Raw genomic sequence first — 12,464 nt, 5'->3', positions numbered from 1 at the left:
CTTAATCAATCGGCGTCAAAACCACCTTCATCGCCTTTTTACTTTCTACCAGCTCGAACGCCTCTTCCCATTTGTCAATCGGCAGTTCGTGTGTCACTAACTGCTCCAAGTCAACCTGTCCCTTGCTCATAAGCGTAAGGCATTTTTCCCATACGTCCCAGGTGTGGCTGAAATGCCCCTTAAGGGTGACAGATTTGGCAATCAGCGGGTCTAAGCTGAAGTTCACCGGCTTCGGTCCCCAGCCGATTTTGGTAATCTGGCCGTTCGGACGCACAGCGTTCATTGATAATTTCAGCGTCTCGGCAGGACCCGCAGTGTCCACGATTAAATCTGCGCCGTAGCCGTCGCCCAAAGACATTATCTTCGGCAGGGCGTCTTCCTTGCTGCCGTTAATGGCTATGCTAGCGCCGAATTCCTTCGATAATTCCAGCCGTTCGTCGTCGCCCTCTGCACCGATGGCGACGATTTCACTCGCCCCACAAAGCTGTGCCATCTTCATACACAGCAGGCCTATCGGCCCCGGTCCAATCACGACCACCGTATCGCCTGGGTTCACTGTGCTGTTGCATATAACGGATTTATACGCCACGCAAAATGGCTCTGTTACCGACGCCGCCTTCAGCGAAACGCTCTCAGGCACCCTGTGCAGAATCCTGCCCGGTACCTTGACATATTTCGTAAACGCCCCGTCTAAGTGAAAACCGAATCCTTTTCGTCCCCTGCAGAGATGATAATTGTTGCTTCGGCAAAGTGCGCAATGCCCGCAGTAGTCCGCGTGCGTTTCAGAGGTGACCCTGTCGCCGACCTTGAACTTTGTTATTTGCTTGCCGGTCTTGACTATCTTGCCTGCGAATTCGTGTCCGAGAATAAAAGGGCAGTTAAAATTGAATACCACCGTGCCTTTGTGCATATGCGGGTCTGTGCCGCAGACGCCGACGTATGCCACTTCCACTAATACGTCGCTCTCACCGATTTCAGGTATAGGCACTTCCCGCAGTTCCGTCGCATTGGGTTTGTTTTCATATTTGACTACGGCCTTCATCGTTTTCATAAGAGTTATCCTAAAACTTTTTTGACCGCCTTGACAATTGCCGTATCAGTCAGGCCGTAATGTTCCAGCAGCTGCTCATAATTCAATGCCGACTGGCCGAAACAATCCTGCACGGCGACCGCCTCTATCGGTGTGGCCGTTCCTCTAAGTATAAAAGCAATTGCGCTGGCAAGTCCGCCGATTATCGTGTGCTCCTCGACCGTTACGACCCCTTTTACTCCGCTTGCTAATTTCTTAATCTCTTTCTCGTCAATCGGCTTCAAAGTGCTGACATTTACTATCCGTAGGGACACGCCCTCTTTTTCCAATGTTTCAGCGGCCTTGAGCGCCTTATAAATCATATAGCCGTGAGCGAAGACAGTAATGTCCGAACCTTCCCGTATCATGGAGGGTTTGCCGATTTTAAATTCCTGCTTTTCATCGGTAACGTCCGGCACGTCGTTGCGAAGGATGCGCATATACACCGGGCCTTCATGCTCGGCCGCCGCTCTTGTCATCTTTCTTGTTTCTATGCCGTCGGCAGGGGACAATACCGTCATGTTCGGTAATGCCCGCATAATGGCGACGTCCTCGATGCCCTGATGTGTAGCCCCGTCTCCGAAATCCGAAAGCCCGCAGCTTGAGCCGACTATCTTAACGTTTAACTCGCCGATACAGCTGACGCGAATCTGGTCGTAAGGCCGCCCGGTGGCGAATACTGCGAAGGAATTCGCAAATGCGATTTTTCCCGATAGCGCTAGGCCGGCCGCGGTGGAAATCATATTCTGTTCGCCGATACCCATCTCAAAGAACCGCCCGGGAAATTCCTTCTCGAAAAACTTCGTCATCGTGGTCTTGCCAAGGTCTGCTTCCAATACCACGATTCGCTCGTTCTCTTTGCCTAACTCAACTAAGGTTTCGCCGTATACCGTTCTGCAGTTTTGCATACCCATTAATTTATCCTTACTCCTCGAATAGTTGTCTCGCTGTTTTGTGCTGTTCTTCCGTCATTATCCCGTGATGGAACTCTGCCTTGCCCTCGGCAAAAGGCACTCCCTTGCTCTTTATCGTCCGTGCGACAATCATAACGGGCTTGTCCTTGACTTTGTCTGCGTCGTCCAGCGCATCGGCTATTTGCTTGATATCGTGTCCGTCGATTTCAAAAACCTCCCAGCCGAACGCCTTCCATTTTTCCACGTGCGGATTCGTATCGTATCGCTCGACGATAGGCCCCGTTGCTTGGACAAGGTTTTTGTCGAAAATGGCAACGAGGTTGTCCAGCTTATAAAAGGCCGCCGTCATCGACGCCTCCCATATCTGGCCTTCTGCTATTTCTCCGTCTCCGACTATACAGTAAACCTTGTAATTTTTCTTATCAATCTTTCCTGCCATCGCCATTCCGCATGCGACGCTCAGTCCCTGCCCCAATGATCCTGTGTATGCCTCGATGCCCGGCATCCTTCGCATTTCAGGGTGTCCCTGCACTATAGTGCCGAGTTCTTTCAGAGTGCTTAACTCTTTTTTCGGGAAATATCCGCACTCGGCCAGTGCTGCGTATTGTGCCAGAGCTGCGTGACCTTTACTCAGTACGAACCTGTCCCTGTCCGGAAATTTCGGCTCCTTCGGGTTATGACGCATCTTGTGAAAATAAAACACAGCGACAATATCAGCGATTGAGCACGATCCGCCCAAATGGCCGGGCTTACCCGTCCCAATCATCATCACGATATCATAGCGCAGCCTCTTCGCTGCCTTTTCCAGTTCTTTTATCTCTTTAGCGGAAATTGCCATATTTGCCCTTCTCTTAAACCTGTCAAACCTTCCTATCGAAGATTTGCGATAATACCAAACTAAATTGTGATGTGCAATGAAACTTTTTAGCCCCTTGCATCGCCCTATACCCCGGTTGAAACCGTGTTTTTGCGAATATTGCCGGGGTTTTGGGCTAAAAACGAGGCTTTGAAGCATAAGTTCCAGAGATTCTCAATGGCCATAACTTTTTGCTTGATATTATGGGGCGGACGGGGTAAAATTGAGTGGCTTGGTAGGCTGTTGGTTTGGCCTGCACGAAGAGGTTGGAGTGATGGAGAGAAGCATATCTGATACGGTTTGCGCACGTGCTTTTCGTTGTCCATTCACTCAGGTTCTCTGTAAATAAGGCTCGGTAGATTTTGAGGAGGAGATAGTATGAGAAGATTGCTAATTGTTTGTATAATTGCCTGCCTTTCAATTACGGCGGCAAACAGTTTTGCTACAGTGTCCGGCGACCCCACATCTGACGGCTGGACGTTCGGCGGAAACTCGCTGGCAAATGGGTTGTATTCAAACGGCAGCGCGAATTACAGCTATAATGCTTACTCATCCGTGTTTGCTGTCACAGCCGGTTCTTCGCTTGTCATCGATGACGGTGACTATTCGTGGCAGGCAGGTGACACTGTCATCGGCGCCGGCGGCCAATTCGTCTCTATCACCGCTGACGAGGCCGGCTGGTCTGCCTTTACCGGTAACAACGTTAATTCTCAATTATCGCAGGAATACGGCCCGAAACTTCAGGTCAAGCTTGGCACTGACAGTGCTGCCTGGACAACCAGCACCACTGCACCAGGCGCAGGAAACGGCGGCAGCAGCACCAGCAACGGCGGCGTAGGCACCGTGCATTTCAGAACTTCAGGATGGTTTCACGCGACAACTCCGCTGTCAGAACAGGTAACTGATACGACATGGATTGGAAATTCGGGCGAGCTTATGCTGCTCGACAAGGATGACCATATCCGCAGAGTTGATGTGGGCGGATACATCTATCCGGACAAACGTGTCGCAAGAGTAATCTGGCAGTATGATGAAGAAGCGGGACATGTCGGCAGCTGGGAGTTATTACTGAATACATCATTGCTCGACCGGGTGGCCCCGGAAGGCTTTACAGGTTCTACACCCGCCGCGGGAAATATAGCTGTTTTCTCCGTTCAGGACCGTGACAGCGCTTATACGGATTGTCTTGTTGTCACCGCTCCTGAGCCGGCGACGATTTGTCTGCTCGGTTTCGGTGCTTTGAGTCTGTTGAGAAAACGCGGGGCATAAGCTGATTTTTGTATTGTTCAATAATGGGCTGTGAGTAAAATGCTCACAGCTCTTTTTGTTTCTGATGTCTAATTTTTAAGGTTCGCTTGCGCAAACTTCTTCGCCGCATCAGCTAACAAATTTTTGGTATGGGCAATTGCATAAGTCAGGTTCATCGTCTTATCTGAAAGAGTAATCGCATCTGTAATTCCAAAATCCCGCCACTTACTTTTAGGTAACTCAACCCTTCCAGCGATGATGCAAACCTTTTTATGGCTTAGTTTTGCGGCTTTTGTTACGCCGGATACGACTTTGCCCCGCAGCGATTGTGAGTCGAATCGTCCCTCGCCTGTAATGACCCAGTCCGCATCGCTGATTTCTTTTTCTAACCCGCTCTCCCGTATAACCGTCTCCACGCCGCTGACTAACTTTGCGCCCATAAATGCAAATGCACCGGCTGATAACCCTCCGGCAGCGCCGCTTCCGGGAATTTTGTCTATTTCTGTTCCTAATTTCTTTTTAACTATCTTTGCAAGGTGATTTAATCCCGCTTCGAGCTGTTCGACCATTTCGGGGGTAGCGCCTTTTTGCGGGGCAAATACCCTGGCTGCCCCATCTTTGCCCACGAGTGGGTTATCAACGTCGCAGAGGACTTTGATTTCGGGCAAATTTATTTTCCCAGGCTTGATTATCTTCGCAATGCGTTCCAATTGTCCGCCGCCAAAGCCAATCGGTTTGCCTTTTGAATTCAGAAACTTCCATCCGAGCGCTTGTGCTGCACCGACTCCGCCATCTACGGTTGCGCTTCCGCCGACCGCCAGCAGAATCTTGACGGCTCCATAGTTCGTCGCCGCCTGAATAAGCTGTCCTGTTCCGAACGTGGTTGTGTTGATGGGGTCGAACTGTTTCGGACTCAATAATTCCAGGCCGCTTGCCTTTGCCATTTCCACTAAAGCGACCTTTGTATCGAGGAAAAGAGCGAACCCTGCTTTGACTTTCATCTCCGGCAGCGGACCCATAGTTTGGACGTTAATCCACTTTCCTCTGCGTGCGGCCATCAGTGCTTCTGCCGTTCCTTCTCCGCCGTCAGCCATTGGGATACTGGCAATAGTAAGTTCAGGATTAATAGATAACAGCGTGTCTCTGATAATCTTGCAGGCAGAAAGCGCGCTTATGCTTGACTTAAACGAATCCATTGCAACTACGATTTTCAATTTATCCTCCATAGAATAAAAGCATTAACATAACAAGAATGCCGGAATAATTCAACTGTCTAAGGATAATATAGGTCTATAATCAAGTCTTGACAGAAGAGGTGTAAAATGCTACAATAAGCGAAATTGAGGTAGGGGTTTTTGCCTTCAGCCTTTGTATTTAATGCTAACTTTGTAGGATCTGGCACAGCATTGATACACACCAGATCCACCATAAGGAGAGTAGTTTCAGTGCGAAAAAGAGTGTTGATTATATTACTGGCCTTGGGTTTGGGAACAACGGCGGGATGTTCTATCCGCACCACAGGTTTCAATACCGAGAGTCTAACAAATAGACCCGGTATAAGCTTGATAGACCCGAATAATGGGCCATATTCAATAAAAGTTATGTCCAGGAACGACGGGGGCTTGGATTATTTTTGGGAAATAGACAGTCAGATAGAGCAAGCCAGGCCTTGCAGGGTCAAATACCACAGGTTGTATTCCACGAGAGGTTTTATGGTGGTTGAAGGTCGAGTGGGAGAGGGCGGGAGGATGTATCCGGTCGTGTTGGATACAGGGGCGTCGCAATCTATTTTTGTTAAAGATACCCATGTCTTAGACAATAAGCTGCCAATTTATCCGATGCAAACCGGCAAAGCAGGTTTGAATGGTTTCGATTTGGGACTCTGTTATCTTCCTGAATTACAGATAGGGAACATGGCGTTAGTTGATTGGCCTTGCTTATATCTGGAGCGGCATGCAAAGCCTGAATTGTTTGGATTGTCGATTGCCCATGACGATATTAAAGATGATACTATCATCGTAGGACTGCCTGTGCTGCAGGAATTCAAATATGTTTTGTTTGATAACGTTGGAAAAGAAGCGGAGTTTTCATATAACGAACCCTTTGAACCCGGGGAGACGAGGCTGTGGGAGCGATACCCGCTTTCAATTGAAGAAGATTTTCGCGGTAATGCTTTTCTTTTTGTGAGTATTCCCATGTGTGGAGAGGAGATTGAACTGCAGCTCGATACCGGCAGCGGAAGGGGACTGGCGGTCCGGGAAGAGTTGTGGGAAAAGATGAGCGAGAAAATCCGCAACGTCAACCTCAAGAACGGCAGAGACTTATACCCGTACATCGGGTTGCTGCCCTGTGAGCGGGGCATTATTAGAGAATTTGAGATGGGAGAGAGAGTGGTTAAGAATTTGGAGATTTCGGTTTTCCCAAACGATAGCCCGCTTGTGAAGGGCTGCCGGGGATTACTGGGGGTACAGTGTTTTCAAGATACCGTGATGGTGCTGGATTTTGAAAACAAACTGATGTGGATTAAGAATCCGCAAAGATGACATCCTATAAAAATCGGGGCGACAGGACTCGAACCTGCGACCCCTTGCACCCCATGCAAGTGCGCTAGCCAAACTGCGCCACGCCCCGTATAAACAACGATATTTTAGCATAAATGGAGAGATTTTCAAATATATAAATGAAAAATATCGTTCGGTCTTTACCGCTGCACTGCCAGTTTTACAGCGGCTAACAGCTCTTGGCCGGTGCGGCTTTGAAAGTCGGATTTGCCGAATAACTGGTGCTTGTCTAAAATCTGCGGCTCGTAATCGTAATATCGTTGCACCGCTTCGAGGCCGCCTTCAGCAGCACCGGCTGTTTTATAGTCGCCATCTAAAAGCCAAACGCTTATTTCCTCGTCATACTCAGCAGGATAAATCAGAGCGGTGACAAGTTTTTCCTCGGAGTATTCAGCCAGATGCACCTTGGCTCGGCAGGGCGGAGCGGTTTTGACAGCTAAATTAACCAGCCCTTTGAAATCCCGCTTGGCGGTTTTGAGGTCGCCTGAGTAGAAGAACATCCCTGCCTCGAGCTGGAAAATCTCTGCCCGCATACCTTTTAGCTCAAGTTTGCCGTCGGGATATGCTTTGTGTATTTTGTAGGCCTTGCAGTTTTTATGCTTTTCACTTTCGAAAAGCTCGGCGACTTCTTCAGCGGTAAAGCCAACGCCGCAATGGTCGCCAAAGTCGAAAACATATAGGCCGACATACTTTTCGCCATTTTTAAGTTCCGGCAGTTTCATAATTTTATTCTAACCGCAGATTCCACAAATTGCACGGATTTTTTGATGCAGAAAATCCTGTCTTGACACAGCCGGCAACAGGGTTAGAATCTAAGACAAAAACAGGAGGTAATAAAATGTGCAAATTCGGCAATAAGATACTTATTATGTTTTGTGCAGCATTGCCATTATTGCTCACAACGTCTTGTGCTCCGAGCCTGGCCGGCCGGGTCAAAGAGTTCCAAAAAGCTGCCAACAGCGGCGATGTTGAAAAATCGCTGTCTTTCTATGCAGATGATGTCAGATTTGAGATAGTGGGAACGCCGATGGTAATAGAAGGTAAAGAGAATTTGCGTAAGCCGATTGAAGAGCACTTCATACTTAACGGCCGTCTAACGTTCACAGATACCAAAGTAAAGGGTAATACAGCGACTTATAAGGTTAGAGAGCAAAATGACTGGCTGAAAGCCGCGGGAATAGATGCGTTAGATTATGAATACGACCAAATAATCTTTGAGAACGGATTGATAAAAAAAGAGATTGCCAAGCCCACACAGAAAAGCATGGAAATTATGGGTGAGTTTCAGGAGACCTTCGAAAAGTGGGCAACAGAAAAGCATGGTCAGGAATGGGCCAAATTGAAATCCGAAGGTATTACCAGAGAAAATGTCGGTAGGTGGCTGGTTATAATACGGCAGTGGCGGGAAAGACTTCCAAATGATAGGGAGTAAGTGAAAATGACAAGTTTTAAGGGAGAATCAAAATGAAAAAGAAACCTGGTATGGAATGGAGATTGTTAGCTGTTGTTGTGTTTTGTCTGTTGGTGGTTTCCGGATGCGACTTGTGCCCGGAGCCGATAACCCGGCACGATTTTGGTAATGTGTATGTCGGCACTACAGCAGAGACGCCGCAGGTCTGCTGGAGAAATCACAGCAAAAATGCTTTAGAGGTGGTGGGCATACCTTTGTCCCCATTAGGTGAGCCTTTTGATATGAATCTCGGCAGGCCGTTCCAAAGCTTTATAGTACAGAACGGCAATTGTTCACCGTATTATACTTTTACGTTCACGCCTGTACGGGCTGGTACGGTTACCGGTGAGGCCATGCCGCAGCTTATAAGCGGAGAGGGAAGACCGCAAGCTCTCGAGCTTTCGGGGGTCGGAGTTTATCAAATCGCTGTGGGGGGGCTAATCATAGGTGGGGGGCATATAAATGCAGGCGATGCTCTTGATTTTGGTTCCGTTATTTTCCCCCGGGGTGCTGCTAGTCAGCGGAGGTTTAATCTGGTCAATATGACGAATCAACAAATGCAGGTAAACGCCGTTTGGTCAAAAGGTTCGCAGGGGTTCTCGGTAGTGCAGCCTGCCGGGCCGATAACTGTCCCGCCGCTCGGTCGAGTGCAAGTCACTCTGCAGTTTGCTCCACCGGCGGTCGGAATATTTACTGATGGAGTTACCTTTGTTGACCAGGCTAATGCGCAGAATATGGCCGGAACTGCGGTCAGAGGAGAGGGCGTAGAGTCAGATTGATAAAACTAACCAGGATTGGACTTCTGGCGGTCGTGCTCTAATTTATTTTTAGTTTGGCGAATTTTCGTTTGCCGACTTGGATAATCATTCCATCGGCGGGCGTAATCATAGTATTGGGGTCGTCGACTTTCTTTTTGTCAATCTCAACCGCCCCTTGTTTTATCATCCTTTTTGCTTCACTGCCGGATGGCACAAGCTTGCATGTAACCAGCAGTTTGCTTGCCATAATCGGCTCCGCTGGCATTTTGACTTCCGGGATGTCATCGGGCAGTTGGCCCTGAGCGAAGACCTTGTCAAATTCGGCAGCGGCGGCGTCAGCGGTTTTTTCGTCATAAAGCTGAACCATGATTGTTTTAGCCAGGAGGACTTTTGCTTCTTTCGGGTGTGTTTTATCCGCCTTGACAAGTTCGGTTATCTTTTCGGCCGGCAAATCGGTTAAAAGCGTAAAATAATTTTCCATCATCTCGTCGGAGATGCTCATAACCTTGCCGAACATATCGTTAGGCTGGTCGGTTACGCCGATGTAGTTGCCTTTCGATTTGCTCATTTTTTCTTTGCCGTCCAGACCGACAAGAATCGGCACAGTAATTACAATCTGCGGCTGCTGTCCGTACGCCCGCTGAATGTCACGCCCGACAAGGTTATTGAATGTCTGGTCTGTGCCGCCTAATTCGACGTCGCTTTTTACCGCCACGGAGTCATATCCCTGCATCAAAGGATAAATAAATTCGTGGGTATAAACGTCTATGTCGTTCTGCAGCCGCAGCTTGAAACTGTCCCTTTGAAGCATCTGTGCAACGGTCTTTTTCGCAGCAAGCTGTATAAGCTCCATCAGCGTCATTGTTTCGAGCCATTCGCTGTTATGTCTTACTTCGAGTTTATCTTTTGAAGTGTCGAGTATTTTTCCTGCCTGTGCGAGATAGGTTCTCGCGTTTTCTTCAATCTGCTCGGGTGACAGCATCGGCCTTGTTGCGTTTTGTCCGGTTGGGTCGCCGATTCGTGCGGTATAGTCACCGATTATCAGGACCGCTTTATGCCCGAGGTCTTGGAACTGGCGCATTTTTCGTAGTACTACCGTATGGCCAAGGTGTATATCGGGGCTGGTCGGGTCCAGGCCGAGCTTGATACGAAGCTGCCTGCCTGTTTTGACGGCATCGGTGAGCTTTTTGGTCAGCTCGTCCTCGCTGAAAATTTCGACCGTGCCCCGTTTTAGAAGCTTAATCTGTTCTGCAATTGTCTTTGCCATAGATTTTTCTTTATCCCGTAAGGGATGGCTTACGCCATAAATTGAGAATTTCTAAACGGCAGGATTATAAAGCAAAAACCAAAAAGAAGCAAGGATTGCCTGTAAGTTATACTGAGTTCTGCATTTGCTTTTTTTTCTTAAGATATGAGACTGCCGTAAAGGCATAGATAACAGCAGCGGCAATAAGAAAGCCAATGCACACTATTTCTACCTGTTCCTGGCTTAACAGCCGCCACAATGGTTTTGCCTTGCTCGGCCAGAATATTCGCACATCCCAGTGATAAATGGCGTCGATAACAGCGTGAAGCCAGACGCCAAGAACGCCGGAGACGACCATTTTCCAGAAACCAGTCCGGTAGGGGATTAGAAGTATTCGCATCATTTTTTCAAAGAAATGCCGCAATGGATACGCCGCAATGCCCCAGAATACTCCGACTGCCGCACCAATCAGAAGGGTATGAAAATATTCGTGTACCGTCCAACCATGACCAAGATATCTTGCGAGCAGTACTTCGAGGTCAACGATAACATTCGCGAGGACAAATACAGGGACGTCGAGCCACTTTCTAAGAGTAAGCCCGACAAAAACACTCGGCCCAAAATGATATGGCGTAAAAGGCATAGAATTAATGTGTTGCTGGTTTGCTGTCCTGGCCTTGTCCTGACACGCCGCCGGAGACAATAAAGGCCATTACTTCCGCGCTATCGATATTCAACGGCTGGATTGCCTGCTTAGGCAGCAGAACGACGTTGCCGGCCCAGTTGTAAGACTGAGGAAGGTAAACTGCCGCATAATCGTTCAGGCCAAGATTAGCCAGCTCTTCCTTTGTAACAAAGCCAACCACCTTCATGTTTGTATTTGCGATGGTCGCAAGCACAGGTTTGTCGAATTTTTTCTTGTCGCCTGCAAATGCCTCCACAAGGTCTTTGATTGAGTTGTACAACAGCCTGACAATCGGAACTTTTTTCAAAACTTTGTCCAGCCATTCAAAGAGTTTTCGGCCGATAACATTGGAAGTTAGAACACCTATTATTGTTATCAATACGATAGTTGCAGCCAGTCCCGCTCCCGGAATTTTAATTCTCAGTATATTTCGCAATAGAGCGTCTATGCTCGTAAATGCCCAGACGAATACAAATGCAGTTGCTGTTACCGGCAAAAATACCAAAAGTCCCTTAAGGAAATAACCCAAAAGTTTCTTCATTTTTACCTGCCCTTCGTTTTTTCCGTGTTGGAATTATGCGTCACGATAGCCTGTTCGGTCTGATATGGCGTAATCGGCATAAGTATCTAACAAAGTCTACTTGATTAATTCTCCCAACTCTTTTTCCCATTTCCCAATGAAGTAATTAAAGCTTTTGCAAATAGGCTCAGGTGATTGGTGGAGGGTTAGTAAATCTCTTTTACCTGTATAGTATTTCTGCAAATCTAAAACATGATGGTATTTCTGTTGATAATCTCGAAAACTAAACTGGGGCTTGTATGTGGTTTTTCCAGTTATATAATCTCTTAAACACACTTTGTTATTTTCCATAACTTCAATGTCATGACTAAGGTTTTTTACAAATTCTATGACCTCTATATCTTCACCTAACAGCATCAACCTTTGCAAAAAAGGTTTCGCGGTTATATGAACAGGTTGGAATATTGTGCTTCCTTCTCTTCTCCATTTTTCAAAGCATCGCAAAAGAGCCGAGACATTGCTCCAATATTCAAGTTGAAGCATCCTCATGAATTCCATATTGGTTTTAACCTCTTTGATTCTCTGTTCATTGTGGAATATATTGCGATCGCCAATAAAGTCTCGGACAGGATTGTCTGATCTATCAGGGTTATCAAGTACCTCGTCAATCGCAATATGAAGTTCTTTTTCAAACTCCAGATAATATTTATTGAATTCGCAAGACACTTCGGGATATGTATATTCCATTGCAATATAATTGGATAGGTCAGCGGCTAATTCTTTCTTGTTTTGTGTAAGCATCAAAGTACCACACTTAAGCGTATGTCTAATACCCAGCTCATAAAATACGTTGTGATTCAGTCCAGTTAAATCGGCCATAACCAAGTCAGCGGTATCTAAATGACTTATAATACCTTTAACAAAGTTACCCCTTTGGCTTGTGTATCTATTGGCAGTAAAATGCACGTTGTTGTGATCGTAGCTTTCAACCGCCCTTTTGAAGAGGTGCTTGTAGATGTTAGACAATTTCTTTTCCGAAAGAGTTTTGTTTTTATTTCCAGAAGCTTTGAACTTAATATCAGAAAAGGGCATTATGATAAAACATGTTAGCTCTTTTAGCTTCGTTTGGTTCTTTACATTCTTTTTCGTCGCCATCC

The 12,464-nt window shown here is 47.2% G+C and carries 13 protein-coding genes and 1 tRNA gene; 4 read left to right on the top strand and 10 right to left on the bottom strand.

Annotated elements, in window-relative coordinates:
* Position 1: 1 nt before the first annotated feature.
* Genes PHG53_05935 through PHG53_05925 form a run of 3 tightly spaced genes read right to left on the bottom strand, consistent with a single transcriptional unit; the run spans position 2 to position 2,821 of the window.
* The gene (locus PHG53_05935; GenBank protein ID MDD5381158.1) at positions 2-1,051 is read right to left on the bottom strand and encodes a zinc-binding dehydrogenase; all 1,050 of its coding nucleotides are present in this window, start codon (positions 1,049-1,051) and stop codon (positions 2-4) included.
* A 5-nt stretch (positions 1,052-1,056) separates the two neighbouring features.
* The gene (locus PHG53_05930) at positions 1,057-1,983 is read right to left on the bottom strand and encodes a transketolase C-terminal domain-containing protein (GenBank protein MDD5381157.1); all 927 of its coding nucleotides are present in this window, start codon (positions 1,981-1,983) and stop codon (positions 1,057-1,059) included.
* Positions 1,984-1,993: 10 nt separating this feature from the next.
* Complete coding sequence (locus PHG53_05925) at positions 1,994-2,821, bottom strand: transketolase (protein ID MDD5381156.1); 828 nt, start codon at positions 2,819-2,821, stop codon at positions 1,994-1,996.
* Between the two features lie 396 nt (positions 2,822-3,217).
* Here PHG53_05925 and PHG53_05920 point away from each other — a divergent pair, with 396 nt between their 5' ends.
* On the top strand, positions 3,218-4,108 hold the full coding sequence (locus tag PHG53_05920) for a PEP-CTERM sorting domain-containing protein (GenBank protein ID MDD5381155.1): 891 nt from the start codon (positions 3,218-3,220) through the stop codon (positions 4,106-4,108).
* A 68-nt stretch (positions 4,109-4,176) separates the two neighbouring features.
* On the opposite strand, the gene PHG53_05915 is transcribed toward PHG53_05920, so the two are convergent.
* Complete coding sequence (locus PHG53_05915; GenBank protein MDD5381154.1) at positions 4,177-5,301, bottom strand: glycerate kinase; 1,125 nt, start codon at positions 5,299-5,301, stop codon at positions 4,177-4,179.
* 231 nt (positions 5,302-5,532) lie between these two features.
* On the opposite strand from PHG53_05915, the gene PHG53_05910 reads away from it, so the two are divergent.
* Positions 5,533-6,630 (top strand): hypothetical protein, encoded by a 1,098-nt coding sequence (locus tag PHG53_05910; protein MDD5381153.1) that lies wholly within the window; start codon positions 5,533-5,535, stop codon positions 6,628-6,630.
* A gap of 13 nt (positions 6,631-6,643) precedes the next feature.
* Here PHG53_05910 and PHG53_05905 read toward each other — a convergent pair.
* Together PHG53_05905 and PHG53_05900 are read right to left on the bottom strand one after the other, a co-directional pair.
* Positions 6,644-6,718: transfer RNA gene (locus tag PHG53_05905), tRNA-Pro, on the bottom strand.
* Between the two features lie 70 nt (positions 6,719-6,788).
* Positions 6,789-7,370 carry a hypothetical protein gene (locus tag PHG53_05900; protein MDD5381152.1) on the bottom strand — a complete coding sequence of 194 codons (582 nt, stop codon included), beginning with the start codon at positions 7,368-7,370 and terminating at the stop codon, positions 6,789-6,791.
* Positions 7,371-7,486: 116 nt separating this feature from the next.
* Here PHG53_05900 and PHG53_05895 point away from each other — a divergent pair, with 116 nt between their 5' ends.
* Both PHG53_05895 and PHG53_05890 read left to right on the top strand, forming a co-directional pair.
* Positions 7,487-8,080 carry a nuclear transport factor 2 family protein gene (locus tag PHG53_05895; GenBank protein ID MDD5381151.1) on the top strand — a complete coding sequence of 198 codons (594 nt, stop codon included), beginning with the start codon at positions 7,487-7,489 and terminating at the stop codon, positions 8,078-8,080.
* A gap of 32 nt (positions 8,081-8,112) precedes the next feature.
* Positions 8,113-8,877, top strand: a complete 765-nt coding sequence (locus tag PHG53_05890) for a choice-of-anchor D domain-containing protein (GenBank protein MDD5381150.1) — start codon at positions 8,113-8,115, stop codon at positions 8,875-8,877.
* 37 nt (positions 8,878-8,914) lie between these two features.
* On the opposite strand, the gene tyrS is transcribed toward PHG53_05890, so the two are convergent.
* From tyrS to PHG53_05870, 4 genes are all read right to left on the bottom strand, one after another.
* Positions 8,915-10,123, bottom strand: coding sequence for a tyrosine--tRNA ligase (gene tyrS / locus PHG53_05885; GenBank protein ID MDD5381149.1), 1,209 nt, complete (start codon positions 10,121-10,123; stop codon positions 8,915-8,917).
* Between the two features lie 106 nt (positions 10,124-10,229).
* The gene (locus PHG53_05880; protein MDD5381148.1) at positions 10,230-10,745 is read right to left on the bottom strand and encodes a hypothetical protein; all 516 of its coding nucleotides are present in this window, start codon (positions 10,743-10,745) and stop codon (positions 10,230-10,232) included.
* Positions 10,746-10,749: 4 nt separating this feature from the next.
* A complete protein-coding gene (locus tag PHG53_05875; protein MDD5381147.1) occupies positions 10,750-11,328 on the bottom strand; it encodes a DUF502 domain-containing protein in 579 nt (192 codons plus the stop codon).
* Positions 11,329-11,424: 96 nt separating this feature from the next.
* Positions 11,425-12,462: a hypothetical protein gene (locus PHG53_05870; GenBank protein MDD5381146.1), complete on the bottom strand. Its 1,038-nt coding sequence runs from the start codon at positions 12,460-12,462 to the stop codon at positions 11,425-11,427.
* Positions 12,463-12,464 lie beyond the last annotated feature (2 nt).

It is taken from the genome of Phycisphaerae bacterium, assembly GCA_028714855.1.
GTDB lineage: Bacteria > Planctomycetota > Phycisphaerae > Sedimentisphaerales > Anaerobacaceae > CAIYOL01.
This window is presented reverse-complemented; position numbering and strand designations above follow the sequence as displayed.

Bases quoted from the DNA above. Each gene is read 5' to 3' on its own strand.
- PHG53_05935 (MDD5381158.1), bottom strand. From the start codon at position 1,051: ATGAAAACGATGAAGGCCGTAGTCAAATATGAAAACAAACCCAATGCG.
- PHG53_05930 (MDD5381157.1), bottom strand. From the start codon at position 1,983: ATGGGTATGCAAAACTGCAGAACGGTATACGGCGAAACCTTAGTTGAG.
- PHG53_05925 (MDD5381156.1), bottom strand. From the start codon at position 2,821: ATGGCAATTTCCGCTAAAGAGATAAAAGAACTGGAAAAGGCAGCGAAG.
- PHG53_05920 (MDD5381155.1), top strand. From the start codon at position 3,218: ATGAGAAGATTGCTAATTGTTTGTATAATTGCCTGCCTTTCAATTACG.
- PHG53_05900 (MDD5381152.1), bottom strand. From the start codon at position 7,370: ATGAAACTGCCGGAACTTAAAAATGGCGAAAAGTATGTCGGCCTATAT.
- PHG53_05895 (MDD5381151.1), top strand. From the start codon at position 7,487: ATGTGCAAATTCGGCAATAAGATACTTATTATGTTTTGTGCAGCATTG.
- PHG53_05890 (MDD5381150.1), top strand. From the start codon at position 8,113: ATGAAAAAGAAACCTGGTATGGAATGGAGATTGTTAGCTGTTGTTGTG.
- tyrS (MDD5381149.1), bottom strand. From the start codon at position 10,123: ATGGCAAAGACAATTGCAGAACAGATTAAGCTTCTAAAACGGGGCACG.
- PHG53_05880 (MDD5381148.1), bottom strand. From the start codon at position 10,745: ATGCCTTTTACGCCATATCATTTTGGGCCGAGTGTTTTTGTCGGGCTT.
- PHG53_05875 (MDD5381147.1), bottom strand. From the start codon at position 11,328: ATGAAGAAACTTTTGGGTTATTTCCTTAAGGGACTTTTGGTATTTTTG.
- PHG53_05870 (MDD5381146.1), bottom strand. From the start codon at position 12,462: ATGGCGACGAAAAAGAATGTAAAGAACCAAACGAAGCTAAAAGAGCTA.